Below are 22,406 nucleotides of genomic sequence, written 5' to 3'. Positions count from 1 at the left end.
GCGCGTCAGGCAAAGATGCTGCTCGCCGCCGTCAGCGGCGGCGCAGGCGCAGCGAGGCAGTGCCGAGAACCAACATGGCCCCAGAATAGGCAGCTGCAGCAGCCGGGCGTCAACGCATTTTCGACCGCGCTCGCTGACGACAGAACGGCCCGAGCCAGTCGGAGTGCCTGGTCTACACCGGGGACGGCCTGGCATGGAGCATCCATCCGTGTCCGAATGGGTCGCGCAGGACGGTGATGCGGCCACTGTCGGTCGTTTCCGGGCCGCGGTCGATGACGGCACCAGCTGCTGCTGCGGCGGCGGTCGCGGCGTCCACGTCGGTGACATGGAGGTGGAGTGTGACCGCGGTGCCGCGCCCGGGTGCGGGGGCGTCCACGTTGAGTTCGGGGAAGGCGTCGCTGAGCATCACGATGCTGTTCAGGTTGAAGGTGATTTCGGCGTGGCCGATCCTTCCGTCCGGCATGATGATCGGCTCGTGGGTGAGCCGCGCGCCCAGGGCGGTTGCGTACCATTCGATGGCTTCACGGGTGTCGCTTACGCAGAGGTGTGGCGTGAGGCCTTGGTCGGGCCCTTCGGTGGACAGCTCTGGCGAGACCGGCTGCCCACTGCCGTTGGATCGAGGAGTGAGTGCCGAGACAGTGCATAGCCACCTGTCCTCGTGCCGGACGAACACCTCGGTGACCCATTCGTCCGCTTGGAACGGCTGGCCGCGGAACGTGCCGCTGTTGGTACCGTGCGCGCGGACAGTGACAACGTCGCCGTGCAGGCGTGCGTCGAGCACGGTGAATGCCATCGTGTCGTGGCTGAGGTCGCCGGAGGCGACCGCCTCCTGGAAACTCGTCAGGGGAACGGCGCCTGACTCCGGGGTGACGAGCACCCAGCTCGGGTCCGCGAAGGTGGCGATCCGAGCTGGATCGTCGGCCACGATGGCGGCCGCCCAGGCGTCCAGGACGCTCTGTATCTCTGTGTGGAGGTCGGGTTGGGGCGATGGCTGGGTGTCATAGGTGTTCCTCTCGGTGTCTTGTGCGGTGGCTTGCAGCGGCGCAGTTTGGCCAGGGGAGGCGCGCAGGATGTGCGGCTGTCGAGCCGTGTCCAGCGGTGCGTGGGGATCCGCGCGGCGTGGGACGCTGTCGTCAACTCATCCCGGAGCAACGCTTCGCGCACCGGCTGACAAGCAACCGGGAAGCCCGCTGCGCACCCATTCCCGCAGATGAGAGATCGCGTCCCGGCGACGATTGAGGCGTTCGTCGCGGACGGCGACAGTCAAAGCATGCTCGTGTGCGGCTCGTTCACTGATGGCGCGGTGGTCGGGCAGGGGCTCCCAGGGGTGCTGAAACATCTTGCTCTCCTAAATCGAGGTGTTCCTGTCGAGCCTGCGTCGTCGACGGCCCGCGTACATCCGCCGACTGGTCAACTCGCAGCAGCCGCATGGACAGCCGGCCGGATGGCTCAACGACCACACCGGACCCGGTCAGCGCCACGATCTCCGGCGTGCAGGGGTTCTGGGACTCGAGGCGCCGGCGCCCCACTCTGCATCCTGAGATCCACTCTCCGACACGCATGCGCGTCGGAGAGTCGCGGTCGTGCTGCGAGGTGGGTTGGGGATTCAGGTTCTCCACCCGAAATCCCTGCTCAGAAAAGCCCCCAGAGAATGGCCACACCGAGGACGGCATCGAAGATGGCGCAGAACTCGGCGTACCGCCGACCGACGACCGCGTTGCCGATCAGATGGATGACGTCCCAGAAAGCATGCGCGATGAGTCCGCCGGCGACGAGGGCGGCGGCAAGGACACCGTCGGTGAGTGCGCCCGCGACGGAGATGGCGCCGAAGGCGATCAGGCCGTACAGCTGTGCGCGGTTGCACGCCTGAGCCCAGGTTCCGCGCGGCCAGCCGATGAGGAGGAGCGCCATGGCCAGGATGCCGATCAACACGAACGGGGCCGCCGAGATGCCGGTCAGGCGACCCGAGAGCACGACCGGGACGGACAGCAGGAAGCCCCACCAAGCGGCGACCTGACGTCCGATGACCGCGGTGGCGACATAGATGAGCGCCAGGACCGCGATCACGCTGGCGATCGTGGCACTGACATTGCCTCCACCACCGAGCAGGCCGGCCACCAGGCCGAGGGCGCTGGGCCACCAGCCGATGGCGGCACGGTGGCCGCGCTGGTCGTGGGTGGGTCCGGCTGGCTCGTGATCGAGTCCGAGGTTCTTCGTGGTCATGTGAGAGCGTCCCTTCCGTGGGTTTCACTGCTGCTCCCTTCACGATCTGCCGGTTGCCGCGCGATCGAATCGACCGATCCGCTGGACTGCTACCGCTGATCGGCGCACTGCGGTGGCCCGTCGGTGGATGCGCGCACGTCGCTGCGTTCAGGCAGGGCTCCGGCTGGCCGCAGAACGCGCGAAGGCTGCTGGCGCGAGTCGACTCGTGGCGTGGACCACGGCCGGGAACGCAGCCGCTCTGCGGCTGCTGCAACGCGCGAACGCGTCGATCCAGCAGCGACCGGGGGGCGCCGTGTTCGCCTCGATTGAGCTGGTCGATTCGCACTGGGGGAGTGAGAAGCCGTGACGATGTGCCAGCGGACGGATTCAGGTGTCCACGACTGCGTAGGAGAGCGCCACTGTCCCGAGATCGGTCTGGGCCACCGACGTCAACGTGAGCCGCGTGGGGCTCGGCAGGTCACCGAACAGGCGTTTGCCGGTCCCGAGGAGGAGCGGGTGGAGGAAGAGCCGGATTTCGTCGACGAGCCCGTCGGCTAGGAGTTGCCGGACGAGTACGCCGCTGCCGAGCACGGCGATGTCCCCCTCGTGTTGGTGCTTGAGGTCCTGGACGGCGTCGGTGAGATCGCCGGAAATGATGTGGCTTCCGGGCCATGAGGTCTCGGTCATCGTCCGCGAGGCAACATGCTTGGGACTGGCGTTCAGGTGTGCGGCTACTGGGTCGTGGTCCGGTTGGTGGGGCCAGAACGCGGCCATCTTCTCGAACGTCCTGCGTCCGAACAGATAGGCCGCGGTGTTGGCCAAGCCGGAAGGTGCGACCACCTGGTGAATGCTGGCGGCGAACGGCGCGCCCCAGCCGCCGTGGGTGAACCCGCCTTCCGTGTCCTCCTGCGGCGACCCGAGGCCTTGCATCACGCCGTCGACCGTCGAGAATTCGATCATGACCAGGTTGCCCATGGTGAGCTCCTTTCGCTGCTTGCGACGCTAGGAGCAGGTCGGAGGGTACGTCTTGGACAAATCGGCACCGAAAGGAGACCGCAGATGAACCGGAGCGGGCCGGTCGTCGTGCGCCACGCCGTGCCGCCGCGCCTGCGCGGGCTCGTCGCCGGCATCATCCTGCACGATCCGCGCAGCCTTCCCACTATGACAACACCTTCACTGCCGATCCGGGTTGTCGTCGTCGACGATCATCCTGTCGTGCGCGACGGACTCGTCGGGATGTTCGGCAGCGAGCCGACCATCGCGGTTGTCGGCGAGGCGGCCAGCGGGCCCGAGGCGCTGGTCGTGATCGAGCGGCAGGACCCTGACGTCGCGCTGATGGATTTGCGCATGGCGGGTGGAGACGGGCTCGCCGCCATCGTCGCGTTGCGCGCCGACGGCCGCACGCGACCCCGGATCCTCGTGCTCACCACCTATCACTCCGAGCGCGACATCCGCACCGCCCTCGAGGCGGGCGCCGACGGCTATCTGCTCAAGGACTCCCGACGGGCCGAGCTCGTGCGTGCCGTCAACGACGTCGCCTCGGGCAAACCCGTGTTGACCGCCGAGGCACTCGCCATCCTCGCGGGTCGTCATGCCGAGGAGCAGCTCAGCGACCGTGAGCTTGAGGGGCTGCGCCTGATCGCCCATGGCCTCACCAATCGCAGCGTGGCGAATCGGATGAACGTCAGTGAGGCGACCGTCAAGACCCACTTGGCCCGCGCTTTCGAGAAGCTCGGCGTCAGCGACCGGGCGGCGGCGGTGCGCGTCGCCTATGAACGCGGCCTGCTGTGAGCAGAACCACGATGCTTGACCTCAGCGCCCATGTGGACGGCGTGCCTCCATCTGCGGAGCCAGCCGCGGCATGAAGGGCCAAAGCGAGGAAATCGAACAGTCGATCCCGAAATCGGGGCTCAAGTGGCGTCGATTTGCGATCGATTGTTCAATTCCTGCGTTCCTCGTCGAGAGAACGTGAGCGGTGCAGGATGGCGCGACCCGATCACGGCGGCCTTGGGCCGCAAGAAGCGAGCCAGTGGCCTTGGGCCGCAAGACACGAGCCGGTGGACATCCAACACGGCCTAGGCTGCGGCCCCGGTGCCGCGAGTCCGGCCCTTCCCCCTTGTGCCCACCCTTCACCCGAGGAGTGTCTTGACATCGAGCGCTGCGATCGATCGGAGTTGGACCACAGGCGAGCGGGGCGTGATCGATGACGAGCGCCGTCGAACGGTCGCGCTTCTCCTTGACGTCGCCAACGATCCGCGCTTCGCCCTGCGGCGCCAGGAATTGTCCGACCTCGCCACCGCTGTTCGGCTCGGCGGTGCCCAGCACGCGGGCTGGCGGGAAGTCGACTTGGTCGCGGCCTTCGCGGCGGACACGACGATGCGCCTGCGACCGCGGCGGCGCCGGCAGCTGAGTCGAATCCTCGGTGTGCTGGCGGTCGCCTTCCTGGTGCTCCCGGTCGCACGGATCTGGTGGTCGTTCGGGGCGGCTCTGGAGGGCTACCGCCAAGTGCTCGAAGCAGGGGCTGCGCAGGGTCGGGGACTGCTCCAGTTCTGGACCACGGCTATGGGTGGTCAACTGGCTGAGCGCCACCTGCTCCCCGCCGCCGTCGCGAGCGCCGGCACGCTCTTTCTCTGGAGCGTGGTGCTGTTCGCTGCCAGTTGGGTGTCGGCACGTTCGGCTGCGCGCGCGGAGGCCGAGGATGCAGACCGCGGCGCCGTGCGCTTGGCCCGGGCCATGACCCGCGCAACGAACGTGATCAATGCCCGCACGGTCGAGGATCCGGTTGAAGGCGTGGAAGTGCTCACGGAGGCCACGATCGAGTTGCTGCGCGCCCAGCAGGCGACCCAGCAGTCCCTCCAGCTGCTGGAGGACGCGACACGGAGGCTCGAGGACTCGGCCGGCCTGCTGCTCCACGGGACCAACGCCGTCGGAAAGGCCCTCGGGCTGCACACGGGCGCCCTGCAGCACCAAATCTCGGAGCTCACCCAGGTCAGGGCCTCGCTCGAGCGGATCTCCGGCTTGGCGTTGGATGAGGGCGGCGAGTAGGGCGCCGAATGGGCCTTGTGCGGCCGTACGCAAAGAAAGTCAAGTCTATTCGTTGCGTGTTGCCCACTGTTCTCCAGCAATTCGCCGGAATTGATAATGCTCTTTTCGGGCCCGGTGCTGCCCGCGTTGAGGACCCCGACCAGCCCGTGAATCACGCGTTGTCCTGCAAAAGCTGTGACCTAGAGTGTCGCCGCGGCGCATTCCCTCACGTCAAGGATTTGAAAAGCAATGGCAAATATTCTCCCGTTCTATCTGGTGTGCGACGAGTCGTACTCGATGCAGGGCCCGCCCCTGGAGGCCATGAACAAGGCGCTCCCGGACCTGCACAAGGAGATCGGCACCAACCCGGTCGTGTCCGACAAGACGCGCTTCAGCATCATCACCTTCAGCGACACCGCCCAGGTGCTCCAACCGCTCGTGGACCTGTCGCAGATCACCCAGCTTCCGGAGCTCCAGGAGTCGGGCGCCACGAGCTACGCCTCCGCCTTCAAGCTGCTCCGCAGCGAGATCGACAGCGACGTGGACGCGCTCAAGGCGGCGGGCCACCGCGTCTTCCGTCCCTCGGTGTTCTTCCTGTCCGATGGGCAGCCGACTGACACCGAGTCCACGTGGCAGGAGGCGCTCGCCGACCTTGTCGACCCGTCCTGGGCCCGGCACCCGAACATGATCGCCTTCGGGTTCGGCGCGGCCGATCCGACGGTGATCGGGATGGTTGGTCGCACGCGTGCGTTCATCGCTGACGGCAGCCTCTCGCCGGCGCAGGCGCTCGCGGAGTTCGCCACCGTGCTCACCCGGTCGATCGTCAACTCGGGCTCGGGCAAGGGCGATGCGCTGTCCCCGGTCATGCCGGTCGAGGTCGAGGGATTTCAGCAGGTGCCGGCGGGCTATGAGCCGCTGCCTGCCGAGCAGCTCTGATCACCCCCGAACGGATCACCACGAACGGATCTCACTGTGTCGTCACGTTTTGCCTCCTTCGGCGAACTCGGCCGTCTGCTGCCGATTCCCCAGCGGGTCACCCAGCAACCCGTTGACCCGTGCGCGCACGTGCCCGACACGGCCGTCGAATGGGCGGACCTCCCCGGCCTGACCGTGCGGGGAGTGTCCGTCCGTGGTCACAGCCATCGGTGGGAGGGCGCGGTGCGGCAGGACCAGCTCGCGGTGGGCGAGATCGACGATCTGCTCGTGTGTGCAGTGGCTGACGGACTGGGATCGCAGCCGGATTCGCATCTCGGGTCGGCCGTGGCTGCCCGCTTCGTCGCAGCCTGGCCCAAGGTCGGCGACCTGGTCAGCCTGCAGGCCGCCGAGTTCGACTGCCAGGAGATCAGCGCCTCGCTCGAGGCGACTGCCGACGCGCGCGGTGTGGCAGCGGTGAGCCTCAGCACGACTCTCACGTTCGCCGCGATCCAGCGGGATCCGGTCGCGGCCGAGGACGGCACCAGCCGCTGGCGGGTGGCGGTTGGGCAGATAGGCGACTCGCCGGCGTACCTCCTCCGCAACGGCACCTGGACCCCCATCGCCGGCACCGGCCAGGACGAGGCGACGCTCTCCAACGTCGTCGACCCGCTGCCCCAGCACGCGCGGGCCACCGTCTGGCACGTCGACGCCCAGCCCGGGGACGTCCTCGCCCTCGCCACCGACGGGGCAGGCAACCTGCTCGAGGATGTGCCGGAGTTCGCCGAAGCAATCGGTGGACGCTGGGCGGACCGGCCGCTCTCGCCGTCGGAACTGCTGTACTACCTCGACGCCGCCGTCAAGACCTATGACGACGACCGCACTCTGTTGCTCGTGGAGTTCGGAGACCGCTGATGGTCCAGCTGGCCGACCTCAACATCGGCAGGAAGCTCGGTGAGGGCGGGCAGGCCCAGGTGTTCCTGCTGCCCGACCTTCCCGGACAGGCACTCAAGCGCTATCGCGCCGACCAACTGCCTGCCCTTCGGGTGGACGTGCTCCGGGACTTGGCGGCCGAGGCCACCCGGCTGCGCATCGAGGGCGAGCCGATCACCCACTGGGCGACGTGGCCGACCGAGACCGTTTCCGACGGCTCGCAGGTGGTCGGTTTCCTCATGCCGTTGATCCCGGACGAGTTCTTCATGTCCGAGGGCAACCTGGTCGGCCAGCCCGCCAGTTTCAGCTATCTGGCTGCCCCGGCGGCCCCGATGTGGGGCGCGGTGTCGTTGCCGGGGCAGGAGGTGAGGGTACGCCTCCTCGCGCTGCTCGCCGGCATCCTGCAACAGCTGCATCACCGGCGCATGGTGTTCGGTGATCTCTCGTGGTCCAACGTGCAATGGACCGCGGATCCCGAGCCGCGTGTGATGCTGCTCGACTGCGACGGCATCAAGCCGCCGGCCGGCGAGCCGGTGTCCAAGCAGCTCGACAGCCCCGATTGGGAGGATCCGGCGGCACTACCGGGCACGCCACCCGACCAGGACCGCGATTGCTACAAGCTTGCGTTGATGGTCTGCCGCGTGTTGACCGGAGACCTGAACGCGCGTCCGTCGGCCGACGCCGGTCACGCGATCCCTGACCTGCCGCCGGTGATCACGGAGGCGCTCGACCGACTGCTCGTGCAGGCCGCCGGACCGACCGGGACGCGGCCGACAGCTACCGAATGGCGGCAGGCGCTCCAGGGCCGGGCGGTCCAGCAAGTCAGGGTCGCGCCCAGACCCGTCCCACAACCGGGGTTCGTCTGGCCGCATGCGACCGGTCCGTCGACCGTGGCCGTGCCCGGGGCCCGGCGGTGGCGTTCGGTGACCGCAGCGGATGACACCGCTGCCGTCGCGTCTGCGCCCACAGCTTCCGGCACAGGCACGCCGGCCGGGTCGATCACCTCGACCGCTCATAGGACGTCACGCGCCGGCCAGGAAAGCTGGTTGCGGCGAGTCCTGCGCAAGGCGCGGGCCTGGGCCGAGGGCGCCGACGAGGTGCCGACCGAGAAGGCGCTGGCGGAGAAGGCGCTGGCCGAGGCTGCGCTCGGGGAGACCGCGGGGGCGGCGAAGGGGCGGGCGTCAGGCTCCCAACAGTCGACGACTCCGGAAGTCTCGGGCGCAGCGGATCCGCCGCCCAGCGCGAGCGCGGGGAGCACCGGCAACCGCCGGTGGAGGCCCGTTGAACCCCCGCAGGACTGATCGTGGAATCACCGATCTCGCCCCGCGTGAGGCTGGCGACCCAACTGCGCGTCGGCGCCATGCTGGGCCGTGGCGGTGGCCAGGGCGCGGTCTATGAACTGCCGCGGCATGAGGGCTATGTCTACAAGCATTACTACACCCCGATCGCCGACGCCCGCGAGAGCTTTGTCGAGCTGGTCGAGGCCGGGCATCGACTCGGTCCGTCGCTGGCCGAGCACGGGATAACCGCGCTGTGGCCCGTCCACGTGCTGGGTCCGGGGGAATCGGTGGAGGGGTATGTCATGCCCCGCATGCCCGACCGATTTCGCGCCGAGATCCACACTCCTTATGGCCCGGCCATGCAGGAGGCGACATTGGAGTTCGCGCTCGAGCCGGAGGCGGGGAAGGCGTTCTATCCGCTCCGCGTGCTGTCGGCGGGGGAGCGGGTCGAGTTGGTGCGCCTCGTCGGTCAGTTCCTCGACACCCTCCATGCAGACGATCTGATCTATGGGGACTTGTCGTTGAAAAACATGAGGTACGCCACCGATCCGCTCGAATTGCTGGTCATGGACATGGATGGCGTGCACCACATTTCGACACGGGTGATTCCGGCGAAGGATCTCGCGAATACGCCGGATTGGAATGACCCGCACCGGTCGTCGGAATTGCCGCTGGGATTCGATCTCGATCGCTATAAATATGCACTGCTGGTTCATCGCCTGATCGTGGTCAACAACGTTTCCGCCGGATTTCCGGAAGAGGCTTCGTCGATCGCTGTTCCCGAGGAGTGCGGGCTCGACGCCGAGCAGCGCGAGGGGCTCGAGTTTCTCCTCCGGCGCGCAGCCGCGGGCCCAACAGGGTCACGACCGGCGATCCGTGAATGGCTGGCCCTCCTCACTTGAGTCGTCATCGTTCGGGCAGGCTGATTCAGCCCGGCTGCACTCCTTGTGCGGTGCGGTCGACGGTGGGAGAATCTGGTGCAGGCAACCGCCTGGGGCGACGGTTGCGTGGAGGCATGGACATGTCTGGCACGTTGGAGCGGCCCGTCGTTGCGAGTCGCAACCGCTATCACCTCGCTGTGGACGCGTTTCTGTTCGCAGCAGTCATCTTCCTCATCGGCATCGGGCTGCAGGCAATTGCGGCGTGGGTGACGTCGGGTGGGGATCCCGGAGCGGCGATGATGCCTGCCTGGGTCGAGGGTCTGGGCATGCTGGCCATGCTGGTGGGCGTGGTCGGCGGTGCCCTTCTGGCGTGGCTCGTCCACGGCCGCGCGCTGCGTGGGCGGGATCTGCTGGGCGCGGTCGTCGGTGTCGCGGCCGGCGGCGTGGCGCTGGTCGTGGCGTTCTTCGCGCTGTTCTCGTTGTGGCGGTTCGTGCCCGCCATCGTCCCCCGGGACCAGGTGGGTCCCGTTGACGGCGCCATCGTGTTGGCAGTCGCGGTGCTGGCGTTCCTCGCCAAGCCGGTGATCGCCGCGATCCGCGATCTGTGGCGGGATCGGCTGCACCCGGGGCGCGACTGGCTGCGGTTGGGCGCCTTGGCCCTGGTCCTCGGTGCCGTCGTGGTGAGCGCGGTCATCGGGGGTGAGGCCGCCGAGCTGGGAGCATTCGCCGTCCCCATCGCGGCAGCCGCCGCCTGCGCTGTCACCGGCATGGACCTGCTCGCGGCCCGGCGTGTGAGCGCGGGCTGAGCTGGCCTGCGGGGAAGGACGAGACGGGTGGAGACATGAGCGACGTCGTCGCAACGGGCGGCGGGCTGTCAGATGTCGCTGTGCGCATCGCGCGCCCGAGTGCTGACTTGCGGGCGGCCGAGGAGTTCTGGGTCGAGGGAGCGGGCCTCAAGGTCCTCTGGCGTGTCCAGCCGGGAGGCGGCGCCGAACATGCGCTTCTCATGGTGGGCGCGCCGGGAGCGAGGTGGCATCTCGAGCTTGTCGAGGACCCGAGAACCCTTGCTGAGCATCCACCGAGTGCCGAGGACCTGCTGGTCTTCTATCTGGGGGCGGAGGTTCCTGCGCCATGGGTGGAGCGGTTGCTGACGCACGGTGGTCAACGAGTGGCCGCGCGGAACCCGTATTGGGATCAATGGGGCCTGACCATCCGCGACCCCGACGGCTATCTGCTGGTGCTGAGCACACGCGCGTGGGACCCGCAGAGCGCCTAGGCGTCCGCGTTGGCGCGCGGCGGGCGGGCGTGGGAAACCTGACCGAGCGACACCGACTACGCTCCGCTCATGAGCCGCATCTTCACCACGAGCTTCGCATCGGTCTATCCGCTCTATCTCGCGAAGGTGGAAAAGAAGGGCAGGACGAAGGCGGAGTTGGACCAGGTGATCGAGTGGCTGACCGGGTTCGACGCGGAGGCTCTCGATCAGCACCTCACGGCGGAGACGACGTTCGAGAACTTCTTCGACGATGCCCACCTCAACCCGAAGTCGTCCGCGATCACCGGGGTCGTCTGCGGCGTACGGGTCGAACAGATCGACGACCCGTTGATGCAGAAGATCCGCTATCTCGACAAACTCGTCGACGAACTCGCCAAGGGCAAGGCGATGGAGAAGGTGCTGCGGGGCCAATCGTGACGATTTTGGTGACGGGCGCCACGGGTCGGGTCGGTCGTATCGTCGCGCGCGAGCTCGTGGCTGCCGGCGAGCGGGTACGCCTGGCCGCCCGCCGGCCCGACGGCGATGGCGATCGCCATCAGGTGGCCCTCGACTTCACCGAGCCCGCCACCTGGCCGGCCGCCTTCGACGGTGTGCGGGCCCTGTTCCTCGTTCGCCCACCGGCTATCGGCAATGTCCGCCGAGACTTGTTGCCGGCCATGGCCGCGGCCCGGGACGCTGGGGTCGAACACGTGGTGTTCCTGTCGCTCCAGGGCGTGGAGAAGCTCCGCGGCGCGCCGCACGCGCTCGTCGAGCGCTGGCTCGCGGAGTCAGGGATGTCCTGGACGTTCGTGCGCGCCTCCTTCTTCCACCAGAACCTGCTGACACCCCATGGGAGCGACATCCGCGACCGCGATGAACTCGTCGTCCCCGCGGGGACCGGCCGCACCGCCTTCGTCGATGCCGAGGACGTCGGCGCCGTGGCCGCGGCCGCCCTGCTGAATCCGGGCGCCCATGCCGAGCGTGCCTGGACGGTGACCGGTTCGCGCGCACTCGACTATCACCAAGTCGTCGAGGTGCTGTCGGCCGAACTCGGCCGACCGATCCGCTATCGCGAACCATCGGTGGCTCGTTATGTGCGCCATGCTCGTCGCCATCTGGACATGCCGTGGCCCATGGTGGCCGTGACCACCGCGATCTACACCAGCGCGCGTCTCGGCCTGGCCGCCGGACTCACCGACGACGTGGAGACCGTGCTCGGTCGGGCCCCGATCGACCTCGCTGATTTCGCGCGCCGCGAGCGGGCGGCCTGGTCGTGAGCCGCTGGCCGCCACGAGCCCATGGCCCGAACCGGCACGACTGAGGCAGGATCGGAACCATGACAGCGCTGCCCGACCCACTCGAAGAAGTGCCGCTCGACAGGTTGCGCGCCCGCACCTCGATGAAGTGGCGTGCGTTCCCGGCGGATGTCCTGCCGCTGTGGGTGGCGGAGATGGACGTCATTCCCGCCGAGCCGATCCGACGGGCGGTGAGCCGGGCGATGGAGTCGGGGGACACGGGCTATCCGGGCGGGGATGCGTACGCAGAGGCGCTCGGGTCCTTCGCCCGCGCACGCTGGGGCTTCGACGGCGTCCGCCCGGAACGCTGCTATCCGGTTGCCGACGTGATGGTCGGCGTCACCGAGGTCATCGGGTTGCTCACCGAGCCGGGCGACGCGGTAGTGGTGACCGCGCCGGTCTATCCGCCGTTCCATGCGTTCAGCGTCCACGCCGGTCGCCGTGTGATCGAGGCCCGGTTGACCGACACCGGCCGGCTGGACCCCGAGACCCTCGAGCGGGCCTGTGCTGACGGCCGCGGCGGCGTACTCCTCCTCTCCAACCCCCACAACCCCACCGGAACCGTCCACACGCGCGCCGAGCTCGAGACCGCAGCGGCGATCGCCGCGCGGCACTCCGTGCGGGTCGTGTCCGACGAGATTCACGCGCCGCTGGTCTTCCCGGGCGCGACGTTCACGCCCTATCTGTCGGTCGACCCGCGGGGCTTCATGGTCACGTCGGCATCCAAGGCCTGGAATCTGGCGGGTCTCAAGGCCGCCCTCGTGGTGGCCGGGCCCGATGCGGTCGCGGACCTCGCGCGGATGCCCGAGATCGTGTCGCACGGCGCGAGCCATGTGGCGGTGCTGGCGCATGCGGCGGCGTACGCCGAGTCGGGCGACTGGCTCGACGCGCTCAACGCCGCCCTGGATCGGCGGCGGCGCCTGGTGGCGGACCTGTTGGCCGAGCACGCGCCGGCGATCGGCTATCGGATCCCGGAGGGGACCTTCCTGGCGTGGCTCGACTGCTCCCGCACCCCGCTGGCGGATCCGGCTGCCGTCGCGATCCCGGGGAACGTCCGCCTGTCGGCCGGCCCGGCCAAGGCATTCCTGGACCATGGTCGAGTGGGCCTGAACGCCGGCGAGGCCTTCGGGTCGGGCGGAGAGAACCACGTCAGGCTCAACTTCGCCACGCGGCTCGACGTGCTCACCGAGGCCGTCGAGCGCATGGGTGGCGTCCTTGCTCGCGCGGAATCCCCCGATGCCTGACCGCCAGAGCCCGCGCAGCCCAGAAGATGGAGGCCCCATGTCAGCTCGTGAACGCGTCGAACAGTTCTGGGTCGACCGCGGACTGCCGCGGGCGGTCGACATCGTCCTGTCCGATCGAATAGTGGGGGGCTGGCGTGCGGCCGCGATCGGGGCGGCCCGCGGAACGGTCCTGGAACTCGGCTTCGGATCGGGCCGGAACCTTCGCTTCTATGGCGACGACGTCAGCGAGGTGCTCGCGATCGATCCGTCCGACGTTGCCTGGCGCCTCGCCCAGTCCGACATCGCACGATTCGGCCGTCCCGTGACCCGGGTCGGGGACGACGCCGCGCTCATCGACCTTCCGGACAACTCGGTCGACACCGTGGTCGCCACCTGGACCCTGTGCAGCATCCCCGACATCGAGAGCGCCTTGACCGAGGCCCGACGCGTTCTTCGACCGGACGGCCGCTTCCGGCTCGTGGAGCACTCCCTGTCCCCAAAGCAGTCGGTTCGGCGGTTCCAACGCGCCGCGCAGCCGGTGTGGGGGCGGGTATCCGGTGGGTGTCACATCGACCGCGACATGGTCGCGCTCCTGGCGGGCGCCGGCTTCGACACGTCGACGCTGGATGCCCGTGACGCGTTCAGGGTCCCGCCGGTGCAGCCATGGTCGTGGTTCGTGTCCGGAGCCGCCGGCCTGCGCTGAGGTCAGTGCTCACTGCCGCGCACCCTTCCCCGCCCGCTCTTCACCTCACTCCGCCGCTTCTTCGCGGCCAGCCGCCGGGCCTGCGATCCCCGCGTCGGCTTCGTCGGCCGGCGCTTCGGCGGGTCCGGGGCGAGAGCACGGCGCACGAGGTCGGCGAGCCGCTCCCGGGCGATCACCCGGTTGCGCAGTTGCGCACGGCGCTCGGATGCCACGATCGAGATCCGGCCGTGCACGAGCCGGTCGGCCAGCGCGGCCAGCACCCGCGCTCGTTGGGTGTCGGTGAACGCGGTCGACGTGCCCGGCTCGAACAACAGCTCCACCCGGCTGTCGGTGGTGTTCACCCCTTGACCGCCAGGGCCGGCCGAGCGGCTGAACCGCTCGTCGAGTTCGGTGGCGGGGATGGTGAGTCCTTTGGGTACGCCTGGACCCGGGCGGATGACGAGATCTCGTCCGGGTGCGGTCATGCACCCAGTGTGCGCTGTTGCTCCGACGCCCGCGACCTGCTTCGGATCGCGGCGACTCTAGAATCGGCGGATGGCGGACCTGATCAATCACCCGCTCATTGCGGAGCGTTACTTCTTTCCCGGCGGCCGAGCACCCACCTCACGACTGGACGTCAATGTCGATGACGCGGTGTTGGCCTGCGGCGTCCATCGAGTCGATCCGGACGGGTTCACGGTCGTCTTCTTCCACGGCAACGGTGAGGTCGTCGCCGATTGGCAGGGCACATTGGACAAGATTCTCGGCATGCTCGGATGGGACCTGCTGCTCGCGGAATATCGAGGTTATGGCGGCTCCACCGGCCAACCCCTCCTCGGGGCGATGCTCGACGATGTCGGTGCGATCATCGATGCCGCCGGGCCGCCCGAGAAGGTCGTGGTCATGGGACGGTCGGTGGGGTCGTTCTTTGCCCTCGAGGCCGTCAGCCGGTTCCCGAAGATCGCTGGCCTGATCCTGGAGAGCGCGATCGCCGACCCGCTCGAGCGCCTCCTGCTGCGCGTGTCGCCCGAGGAGCTGGGCGGTTCCCCGGAGGAGATCGAGGCGATGCAGTCGCGCGTGGATCATCAGGCGAAGATCGGCGGTTATCGGGGTCCGACGCTGATCCTGCACACGCGCGTTGATGGGCTGGTTGACGTCAGCCACGCCCAGCGACTGAAGCAGTGGGCCGGCGGCGATGCCCGGCTGCGGATCTTCGACAACGGCAACCACAACTCGATTCTGTGGGAGAACACGAACGCCTACATAGATGAGATCGCCGCGCTGCTCGCCCGCTCCCGTCCGCGGGGCTGACCTGGCTCTGCTCGCGGCCGCCGGGGTCGGGGTTGTGTTCGGTGCATGCCTCGGGTTCGATGAGGGGATGCCTTTACAAGGGGAGTACGCAGACTTGCTGCCGGGCTGGCAGAAGGATCAGGTCGACGAGGTGCTGGCGGCGGGGGACACCCGCGCAGTGGACCTGAACGGCATGTCGATCGTGTTGTTCACCGTGCGTGGGGCCAAGTCCGGGCTGCTGCGTCGGCTTCCGTTGATGCGGGTCGAGCACGAGGGCGCATATGCCGCGGTCGCCTCCAAGGGCGGCGCGCCGAAACATCCGGACTGGTACCACTCCATCAAAGCCAACCCCGAAGTCATGATCCAGGACGGCACCGAGGCAAGTGACTTTGTCGCGCGCGAGATCTCCGGAGCCGAACGGGACGAATGGTGGGAGCGCTGCGTGGCGGCCTACCCGCCGTATGCGGAGTACGAGCAGAAGGCCGGCAACGCCGGCCGCATCATTCCGGTGTTCGTGTGTGAGCCGGTCGGCTGACCACGCCTGCCCTCGGGAGGTGGATGCGCAGGCGCTAGCGTGAGTTCATGAAGTTCGGACTCGATATTGCCCAGCAGCGTGTGTCCTTTGCCGAGGTGATCGACCGGGCCCGGTTCGCCGAGAGCCTCGGGTTCACCGGCGTCTGGGGCTTCGACCATTTCGTGGCCATGTATGGCGATCCGCCCGGTGAGGCCTTCGAGGGGATGACGACGCTCGCCGCCTTGGCGACCGCGACCTCGACGGTGCGCCTCGGGCTGATGGTCACCGGCGTCACCTATCGCCACCCGTCCCTGTTCGCCCATCAGGTCAACACGATCGACCACGCCAGCAACGGCCGGCTCGAGGTCGGGCTCGGCAACGGTTGGTACGAGGCCGAGCACACCCAACTCGGTTTCGATTTCCTCACCACCGGCAAGCGCTTCGATCTGCTCGAGGACCAGCTCGAGATCCTCACCCGGTTGTCGACCGGCGAGACCGTCTCCTATGACGGCAAGCGGGTGAGCCTGCAGGACGCGCGGATGTACCCACCGACCGTCCAGCGCCCCCACCCGCCGATCTGGATCGGCGGCGCCGGGCCCAAGCGCACGATGCCCCTCGTCGCGCGCTATGCGGACTATTGGCACGCCCAGCCCGAGCCGATGAAGCAGCGTCTGGACCTGCTCAAGGAACTGTGCGACAAGGAGGGCCGCGATGTGTCGTCGATCAAGCGCGTGACCTCGCTCAGCCTCGATCCCGACCCGGACACGATCCGCCGGAAGGTCGATGAGCATATCGCCAACGGCATCGATTATCTGTATTGCGGCTGGCCCGGCGAGGGACGCCCGGCGATCGAGCGGTTCGCCGAGCACGTCCTGTCGGCGGTCTGACTGTCTGGTGTTGACACGTGGGGCCGCGTCGTCACGCGTTCCGGTCGACGTCCTCATTGAGATGCGCGAGCTCCTCGGCCGGCGGTTCGTTCGTGCGGTCGAGGGCGCTGACGTCGAGCAGGTGAGCGCCGCCGAGCGGGTCGGACTTCCAGTCGACCAGATCCCATCCCGCGCCGTTGGACTCCAACGTCAGGCAGGAGGTGTTGTTGAAGTCGGCCCGGGTGTCAATGCCGTCGGCGACGGTCGCGCGCAAGGCGGTCCACACGCGGATTGCGGCGCCGTGGCTGACCAGTGCCGCGACCTCGTGCCCACCCGCGAGGATCTGTTGGATCGACGCGTCATATCGGGCAAAGAACTCGTGCCCGTCCTCCGCGCCCGGCATGCGGGCGTCGAGATCGCCCGTGGCCCACGCGATGACGGTCTTCAGATAGACCTCGATCGAGTCGTGGTCCGTCCGGTCCTCGACCTCACCGGCCTGCACCTCGCGGAGGCCGCCGATGACGGTGGCTCGGTGACCCAAGACGTGTGCCATGTGGTCCGCGGTCTGTTGCGCTCGGAGCGCATCGGAGCAATAGAGCGCCTCGATCCCTTCCGCTTCGAGCACCTCGCCTGCGGCCAGTGCCTGGCGTTCGCCCAACTCGGTCAGCGGTTTGCCCGGCGGGGCTGTGTCCAGAGCACCCGCCACGTTCGCGGTGGTCTCGCCGTGGCGGATCAGCAGCAGTCGCATGCCAGGCAGCGTAGTGCCGCGGGACACCGGGCCCATCCCCGTGGACTCAGCTCCAGAACCGTGCCTCGGCGATGCCGCCGGTGAACGCGGAACCCACCGCCGGGAGTTCGGTGAAGAAGATGAGGACATAGCGGGTCTCGACTGGTTCGACGAGGCTGATGGTCGTGGCCATGGGGGTACGCTCCGCCGTCCCGACCGCGCGCCACTCGCCGGTGCTCCCCGGCGGTGACGTGGCCGCGCCGTCGGCTCCAGCGGCCGGGACACGGACCTCCACAGTCGTCCCAGCAGCATCCAGGTCCAGTTCGACCCGGCTGAGGTCGCGTACCTCACCGAGATCGAACACCAGACCCACGCCTGTCTTGTTGCCGATCTCCGCCTCGAAATAGTTCATGGTCGTCCACGAGGTCGCTGGGTCGCCGTCGAAGGCCAGAGACACCTGGTTCGGGTGCTCCTCGCCGTTGCCCTCGGGGTCGAAATCGTGCGCGGCCACCACGGGCCATTGGGTGGCAGGACCGGTGGCTGCGGTCCCCGCAGGGGCACCCGGCGCAGCCCAGTGGCTGAGGCGGAGCCCGACCGCGGTGAGGACACCGATCACGGCCAGCACCACGACGGCTGCCAGGATCCGGCGCCACGGCACCGCCCGCCTCGGCCGCGTGGATTGCGTCCTCGGCACCGGGGTGTTCGCGGTCTGCTCCGCATTCCAGGCGTCGACGTGGGCGGGCTTGAGATGCGCGGTGGGGGCGTACGACTGCGGAATCCGATTCACCAGCGTCGGGTCGGCATTCGCGGCCACCGAGATGCGGACGCGCTGTTCGAGATCCTCGGCGGCGTCGGCGGTCCCCAGGACGCGCGAGAGTGCGGCGGAGACTTCGGCGGCGGTCCGCAACCGAGTCGCCCCATCCCGCGGCGACGGGCTCAGGATGCGATCGCAGATCTGGTCGAGGGACGGCGGTACGCTGGCCTGCACATCCCGGAGCGGCCGGATCTGCCCCGCGGAGTCGGTGGGTGCGGCCGGCAACCCGTGCCAGGAGCCACCCGGCCAGCGGCCCACCAGCGCGGCATAGAGAAGGCGGCCGAGCGCCAGGACGTCAGCAGCTTCCGGGTCGCGGAGCGTTTCGTGCCCCGGGACCAGTTCCGCCTCCACCAGGAACCCGACGATTTTGACATGCCCGGCCGTGGTGACCACGACGGTGGCGGGGGAGAGGCGCTGGTGATGGAGCCCGCGCGCGTGCATCCCGCTCAGGGCATCGGCGACCTCGCGGACAAGCCAGGCGGCCTCCAGGGTGCTCAACGTCCCGCCGGCGAGGAGGTCCTCGAGGGACTGGCCGGGGGCGTACTCACACACGATGAAAGGCCCCAGCCAACTCTCGTCGACCACGCCGGGGTCCGCGGGAATCGTGGCATCAAGGACCCGCAGGACACGGAAGTCAGTGGCGACGGCAGCCCGCTTGGCCGCCGCGAGCAGAGCATCGTTCGGCTGATCGGCGGGCAGCAGGTGGACCCGGACGGGGCGCGCGAGCAGGACGTCGATGGCACGCCACGTCTGCGTGTCCGGGCGCTGCACCAGGAGCTCCTCCAGCCGATAGCGCCCCCGCAGGAGGAGGCCCTCGCGCGCCCGGACCGGAGCGGCCTCTGCGACCGGGGTGAGCTCGGTGGTGTCGTCCAGAACCCCGGCCTCCGGGGTGGCCGCGGTCTGGAGTTTCGTCGGTTCGTCCGCCCAGGCGGGTGACGTCGTCTCAGCCCAGGTCGCCGACCTGGTCGCTGTCTTCTGCTTGATCGGAATCCACCTCAACCTTGTCTCTGGCGTTCACCCTCCATTGTCTCGCGGGTGACGCCTGGGACGAGAGTCGTGTTCCGTTGGCCAGGGTGTCGCACGAGCGCGGCGGCACCGGCTCTGGCCGGAACGCCGAAATCACCGCAGCGACGTGCGGACGGCCACACTGATCAGGTCGACCACGACGCAGACGACCACCAGGGCGAGCACGGTGCCGGCCATCCCGGGATAGTCGAAGGCGACCCGTTGCTGCTCAAGCAGCCGACCCAGGCCCCCGGCGCCGACGAGGCCCACGATGACAGTTTCGCGCGCGGTCACCTCCCACCGATACAGGCTGTAGGAGATGAGCTGGCCCGAGGCGCCGGGAACGGTGGCGTACGCAAACGTTGCCCACGGAGTCGCTCCGATCGCGCTGAGGGCATCCCGGGGCCGGCGGTCCAGATCCTCCATGACCTCGGCGAACAGGCGCCCGAGGATCCCGAACGTATAGATGCCCAACGCCAGCGCGCCCGGCAACGGGCCGGGATAGATGACGAAGAGGACCAGCAGTGCCCACACCGGGGGCGGTACCGCGCGGGTGAGCAGCAGCAACTGCCGGGCGAGCCACCCGACTGCCCGCCGCACCGGCGATGTGCCGCCCCGGGCCGCCAAGGGGCAGAGAAGCAGCCCGAGCACCGCGGCGAAACTGATGGCCACCACGGACATCTGCAGGGTCTCGACGGAGCGTGCGGCGATGTCCGCCCAGCCACGCTGCGGCAGGCGCGGCGGAACCAGGTCGTCGATCAGGCGGCCGAGCAGGGCGCCCGTGCGGCCGGAGAACCAGCGGGAGAGATCGGGGCTGAGGTGCCACACCGACGCGATGGTGAGAAGCGCGAGCAGGACCCCGGACAGCTTCCACCTCCGGCCGCCGGCGCTCTGCCGCAGCGAGGCCCCCCACCGGTCGATGACGGCCCCCAGCAGCACCAGGGCATAGATCGACGTCCACATCTCGGCGTACTGCAATCCCTGAAAGCTCAGGCTCAGCTGCAGCCCCAGCCCGCCGGCGCCGATCATGCCCAGGATGACTGCCGAGCGGATTGAGCATTCGAAGCGATAGAAGGCATAGGATGTGGCGGTGGGGAGCAGTCCTGGGAGTACGCCGTACAACAACGCCGAGGCTCGCCCGGCACCGGCTGCACGCAGGACCTGATAGGGGCCAAGGTCGGCCTCATCGAGCAACTCGGAATAGACCTTGGCGGTGATTGCGCCGAAGGGGATGGCGATCGCGAGGACGCCGACCAACGGGTCCCGGCCGAGGACGCTGAGGAGCAGCAGGCCCCAGACGGCTTCGTGCACACCGCGCGGCACGGCCGCTGTGATCCGCGTCAGCAGCAGCCCGGCCGTGCGAAGCCCTCGGGACGCCCGGGAGTGTGATCCGGGCGCCCACCAGGTCTGGCTCATGAGTGGGGCGAACGCGATCCCGATGACGACCGAGAGCAGCGTGCCGAGGACGCCGAAGGCGAGGGTGGTGACTGCCGCGTCGACGGTCGTCCGCAGGAACTGCGACGAGAGGTCGGGCCGCACCGCGTGGACCCAGAACTCGGCCAGGGCCGGCCAGCCGTCACGATTCAGGACGCCGTGCTGGGTGTCGAGGAAGGCGGCGCCGGACCACAGCAGTGCCAGTGCCCAGAGGACCAGCCAGGCTTTTCCCCCGAGGCGCGCGCGCCGGCGCTGCGATCGGCTTCGGGGATCCCGGGTCGGGCCGTCGGCGGGTTTGAGCGAACCCGCTGGGCGCGTGGCCTCCAACGAGGCGATGGCCGACTCGGTCATGTCCGATCGAGTGCGTACAGCGCGTCGCGAAGCCCGCTGTCGACCTCCGCGGAGGGCCTGTCGAACAGGATGCGTCCCTGCTGAATGCCGATCACACGATCGCACCGGCGCACAGCGAGCTCGAAGTCGTGCAGGCTCACCAGGAGCGCCCGGTCGCGGGTGGCCACGGTCTCGCACAACAGCCGCATGACCTCGTCCCCGCGGGCGGGGTCGAGGCTGGCGACTGGTTCGTCCGCGAGGACCAGATCCGGGTCCTGGACCAGCACCCTGGCCAGGGCGACACGCTGCTGTTCGCCGCCGGACAGCTGGTCGGTCCGGGCGAGGAGTTTGTCGGCAATTCCGGTGCGGCCCAGCGCGATCCGGGCGGTGTCGAGCTGCCGGGGGCGAATCAAAGAGGAGATGGCCTGCCAGGAATTCCAACGCCCGAGATGGCCGGCGTTGACGTTGTGCACCACCCGCAGCCGGCCGACGAGGTGCAGCCGTTGGTGGATCAAGCCGATCCGACGACGCAGATCGCGCAGTGCGGCGGCGTCGAGCCGTGCCAGCGGTTGGCCGAGCACTTCCACATCGCCGGCGTCCGGCTGCAGCGAACCCGCGCAGACGGCGAGCAGGGTGGACTTGCCCGCCCCACTGGGGCCCACGAGCGCCACCCGCTCACCCGCCTGCACGGTCAGATCGATGTCGGTCAGGGCCGGCCGCCCCGCGTACGCCACCGACACACTGCCCAACCGGACCACGACGCCGGTCATCAGGAGACGAGCTTCAACTCGCGCGCGATCTTCTCGATCTGGTCGTAGTTCGATGCCTCGGTCGGAATGATGCTCTCGGCACCGTACATCTCGAGGACCTCAACTTCCTGCGGGCTGGAACCGTCGAGAGCCAGCAACGCCATGCGCAGTTTCTCGGTGAAGCCCGCCCCGAAATCAGCGTCGAGCTCCGGACCGGCAATCCAGTGGTAGTCGTGATAGGTCGGCGTGATGAAGATCTCCTTCACCCGGTCGAGATCGACAGTGCCGGCTTCCTTGCGCGCAGTCCAGACCTGGAGGTTGAGCGCACCACCGTCATAAGAGCCCGCCTGGACCAGGTCGATGGTCTGGTCATGGGAGCCGGAGAACCCCGGCTGACCGGTGAAGTCCGACTCGCTGATGCCGGCCTCGCGCAGGAAGTAGTCCGGCATCAACCGCCCAGACGTCGACGACTCGCTGCCGAACGTGAAGCGCTTGCCCTTGTAAGCCGTCAGTCCCGCGGTCTCGGTGACCGGCTCAATGCCCGCGTCGGCGTTGGCGATGAACACGCTGCGGAACTCCGCATCGATGTCGCGCTGGGCCAGCAGCACCGCGCCCGGTGTCTGCAGCCGAGCCTGGACGCCGGTGAGACCCCCATAGAAGACCATGTCGAGGTCGCCGGCGCGGAACAGGCTCACCGACGCCGCATAGTCGGTCACCGGGACGAACTCCACGTCGATGTCCAGTTCCTCGGCCAGATAGGCCGCCAACGCCTGTTCGCGCGCGGTGAGCTTCGCGGGGTCCTGGTCGGGGATCGCGCTGATGGACAAGGTCCGTTCGGTGCCGGACGAGGCGTCTGAGTCTCCAGCGGTGCCGCCACCACCACAACCGGCCACGGCCAGGAGAACAACGAGGGCAAGGGCGATCAACGGGTGTTTCATGGAGACCTCTCTGCGAGACAAGCACGCGGTCGCGGCGTTCGCCGGGGAACCT

The 22,406-nt window shown here is 68.6% G+C and carries 25 protein-coding genes; 16 read left to right on the top strand and 9 right to left on the bottom strand.

Going from position 1 to position 22,406, the window contains the following annotated elements; translation table 11 throughout:
* Positions 1-172 precede the first annotated feature (172 nt).
* Together ACQ260_RS04570 and ACQ260_RS04565 are read right to left on the bottom strand one after the other, a co-directional pair.
* Positions 173-949 carry a DUF4440 domain-containing protein gene (locus ACQ260_RS04570; RefSeq protein WP_432558372.1) on the bottom strand — a complete coding sequence of 259 codons (777 nt, stop codon included), beginning with the start codon at positions 947-949 and terminating at the stop codon, positions 173-175.
* A 683-nt stretch (positions 950-1,632) separates the two neighbouring features.
* Positions 1,633-2,223, bottom strand: a complete 591-nt coding sequence (locus ACQ260_RS04565) for a hypothetical protein (RefSeq protein WP_432558203.1) — start codon at positions 2,221-2,223, stop codon at positions 1,633-1,635.
* A 127-nt stretch (positions 2,224-2,350) separates the two neighbouring features.
* Here ACQ260_RS04565 and ACQ260_RS04560 point away from each other — a divergent pair, with 127 nt between their 5' ends.
* Positions 2,351-2,569 (top strand): hypothetical protein, encoded by a 219-nt coding sequence (locus ACQ260_RS04560; RefSeq protein WP_432558202.1) that lies wholly within the window; start codon positions 2,351-2,353, stop codon positions 2,567-2,569.
* Between the two features lie 20 nt (positions 2,570-2,589).
* Here the strand turns inward: ACQ260_RS04560 and ACQ260_RS04555 are convergent, their stop codons facing one another.
* The gene (locus ACQ260_RS04555; protein WP_432558201.1) at positions 2,590-3,177 is read right to left on the bottom strand and encodes a dihydrofolate reductase family protein; all 588 of its coding nucleotides are present in this window, start codon (positions 3,175-3,177) and stop codon (positions 2,590-2,592) included.
* Between the two features lie 84 nt (positions 3,178-3,261).
* Here ACQ260_RS04555 and ACQ260_RS04550 point away from each other — a divergent pair, with 84 nt between their 5' ends.
* The 12 genes from ACQ260_RS04550 to ACQ260_RS04495 all read left to right on the top strand — a co-directional run bounded on the left by ACQ260_RS04550 (position 3,262) and on the right by ACQ260_RS04495 (position 13,708).
* The gene (locus ACQ260_RS04550; RefSeq protein ID WP_432558200.1) at positions 3,262-3,993 is read left to right on the top strand and encodes a response regulator; all 732 of its coding nucleotides are present in this window, start codon (positions 3,262-3,264) and stop codon (positions 3,991-3,993) included.
* Between the two features lie 354 nt (positions 3,994-4,347).
* A complete protein-coding gene (locus ACQ260_RS04545; protein ID WP_432558199.1) occupies positions 4,348-5,247 on the top strand; it encodes a hypothetical protein in 900 nt (299 codons plus the stop codon).
* A 228-nt stretch (positions 5,248-5,475) separates the two neighbouring features.
* Positions 5,476-6,162, top strand: coding sequence for a vWA domain-containing protein (locus ACQ260_RS04540; RefSeq protein WP_432558198.1), 687 nt, complete (start codon positions 5,476-5,478; stop codon positions 6,160-6,162).
* Between the two features lie 36 nt (positions 6,163-6,198).
* Complete coding sequence (locus ACQ260_RS04535) at positions 6,199-7,053, top strand: protein phosphatase 2C domain-containing protein (protein WP_432558197.1); 855 nt, start codon at positions 6,199-6,201, stop codon at positions 7,051-7,053.
* Positions 7,053-8,372, top strand: coding sequence for a hypothetical protein (locus tag ACQ260_RS04530; RefSeq protein WP_432558196.1), 1,320 nt, complete (start codon positions 7,053-7,055; stop codon positions 8,370-8,372). Before ACQ260_RS04535 ends, ACQ260_RS04530 begins: the two co-directional genes overlap by 1 nt.
* 2 nt (positions 8,373-8,374) lie before the next feature.
* Positions 8,375-9,253, top strand: coding sequence for a hypothetical protein (locus ACQ260_RS04525; RefSeq protein WP_432558195.1), 879 nt, complete (start codon positions 8,375-8,377; stop codon positions 9,251-9,253).
* Positions 9,254-9,372: 119 nt separating this feature from the next.
* Entirely contained in the window at positions 9,373-10,038 is a 666-nt protein-coding gene (locus tag ACQ260_RS04520; protein WP_432558194.1) for a hypothetical protein, read from the top strand.
* A gap of 35 nt (positions 10,039-10,073) precedes the next feature.
* Positions 10,074-10,508 carry a VOC family protein gene (locus ACQ260_RS04515; RefSeq protein WP_432558193.1) on the top strand — a complete coding sequence of 145 codons (435 nt, stop codon included), beginning with the start codon at positions 10,074-10,076 and terminating at the stop codon, positions 10,506-10,508.
* Between the two features lie 69 nt (positions 10,509-10,577).
* Positions 10,578-10,925 carry a DUF2200 domain-containing protein gene (locus ACQ260_RS04510; RefSeq protein WP_432558192.1) on the top strand — a complete coding sequence of 116 codons (348 nt, stop codon included), beginning with the start codon at positions 10,578-10,580 and terminating at the stop codon, positions 10,923-10,925.
* Positions 10,922-11,764 carry an NmrA family NAD(P)-binding protein gene (locus ACQ260_RS04505; protein ID WP_432558191.1) on the top strand — a complete coding sequence of 281 codons (843 nt, stop codon included), beginning with the start codon at positions 10,922-10,924 and terminating at the stop codon, positions 11,762-11,764. Before ACQ260_RS04510 ends, ACQ260_RS04505 begins: the two co-directional genes overlap by 4 nt.
* 59 nt (positions 11,765-11,823) lie before the next feature.
* Complete coding sequence (locus ACQ260_RS04500) at positions 11,824-13,026, top strand: MalY/PatB family protein (RefSeq protein WP_432558190.1); 1,203 nt, start codon at positions 11,824-11,826, stop codon at positions 13,024-13,026.
* Positions 13,027-13,063: 37 nt separating this feature from the next.
* On the top strand, positions 13,064-13,708 hold the full coding sequence (locus ACQ260_RS04495; RefSeq protein WP_432558189.1) for a class I SAM-dependent methyltransferase: 645 nt from the start codon (positions 13,064-13,066) through the stop codon (positions 13,706-13,708).
* 2 nt (positions 13,709-13,710) lie between these two features.
* Here ACQ260_RS04495 and arfB read toward each other — a convergent pair whose 3' ends face one another.
* Entirely contained in the window at positions 13,711-14,172 is a 462-nt protein-coding gene (gene arfB / locus ACQ260_RS04490) for an alternative ribosome rescue aminoacyl-tRNA hydrolase ArfB (protein ID WP_432558188.1), read from the bottom strand.
* A 70-nt stretch (positions 14,173-14,242) separates the two neighbouring features.
* On the opposite strand from arfB, the gene ACQ260_RS04485 reads away from it, so the two are divergent.
* The 3 genes from ACQ260_RS04485 (at position 14,243) to ACQ260_RS04475 (ending at position 16,378) form a co-directional block, all read left to right on the top strand.
* Positions 14,243-14,998, top strand: coding sequence for an alpha/beta hydrolase family protein (locus ACQ260_RS04485; RefSeq protein WP_432558187.1), 756 nt, complete (start codon positions 14,243-14,245; stop codon positions 14,996-14,998).
* 67 nt (positions 14,999-15,065) lie between these two features.
* The gene (locus ACQ260_RS04480) at positions 15,066-15,512 is read left to right on the top strand and encodes a nitroreductase family deazaflavin-dependent oxidoreductase (protein ID WP_432558186.1); all 447 of its coding nucleotides are present in this window, start codon (positions 15,066-15,068) and stop codon (positions 15,510-15,512) included.
* 47 nt (positions 15,513-15,559) lie between these two features.
* Complete coding sequence (locus tag ACQ260_RS04475; RefSeq protein ID WP_432558185.1) at positions 15,560-16,378, top strand: TIGR03560 family F420-dependent LLM class oxidoreductase; 819 nt, start codon at positions 15,560-15,562, stop codon at positions 16,376-16,378.
* Positions 16,379-16,409: 31 nt separating this feature from the next.
* Here ACQ260_RS04475 and ACQ260_RS04470 read toward each other — a convergent pair whose 3' ends face one another.
* From ACQ260_RS04470 to ACQ260_RS04450, 5 genes are all read right to left on the bottom strand, one after another.
* Positions 16,410-17,105 (bottom strand): histidine phosphatase family protein, encoded by a 696-nt coding sequence (locus ACQ260_RS04470; RefSeq protein ID WP_432558184.1) that lies wholly within the window; start codon positions 17,103-17,105, stop codon positions 16,410-16,412.
* Positions 17,106-17,151: 46 nt separating this feature from the next.
* Positions 17,152-18,897, bottom strand: coding sequence for a hypothetical protein (locus tag ACQ260_RS04465; protein ID WP_432558183.1), 1,746 nt, complete (start codon positions 18,895-18,897; stop codon positions 17,152-17,154).
* Positions 18,898-19,017: 120 nt separating this feature from the next.
* Positions 19,018-20,688, bottom strand: a complete 1,671-nt coding sequence (locus ACQ260_RS04460) for a PhnE/PtxC family ABC transporter permease (protein ID WP_432558182.1) — start codon at positions 20,686-20,688, stop codon at positions 19,018-19,020.
* A complete protein-coding gene (locus tag ACQ260_RS04455) occupies positions 20,685-21,437 on the bottom strand; it encodes a phosphonate ABC transporter ATP-binding protein (RefSeq protein ID WP_432558181.1) in 753 nt (250 codons plus the stop codon). Before ACQ260_RS04455 ends, ACQ260_RS04460 begins: the two co-directional genes overlap by 4 nt.
* A complete protein-coding gene (locus tag ACQ260_RS04450; protein ID WP_432558180.1) occupies positions 21,437-22,354 on the bottom strand; it encodes a putative selenate ABC transporter substrate-binding protein in 918 nt (305 codons plus the stop codon). The genes ACQ260_RS04455 and ACQ260_RS04450 overlap by 1 nt, the downstream gene beginning before the upstream one ends.
* Positions 22,355-22,406 lie beyond the last annotated feature (52 nt).

Source organism: Ammonicoccus luteus (assembly GCF_050880385.1).
Lineage (GTDB): Bacteria > Actinomycetota > Actinomycetes > Propionibacteriales > Propionibacteriaceae > Enemella.
This window is presented reverse-complemented; position numbering and strand designations above follow the sequence as displayed.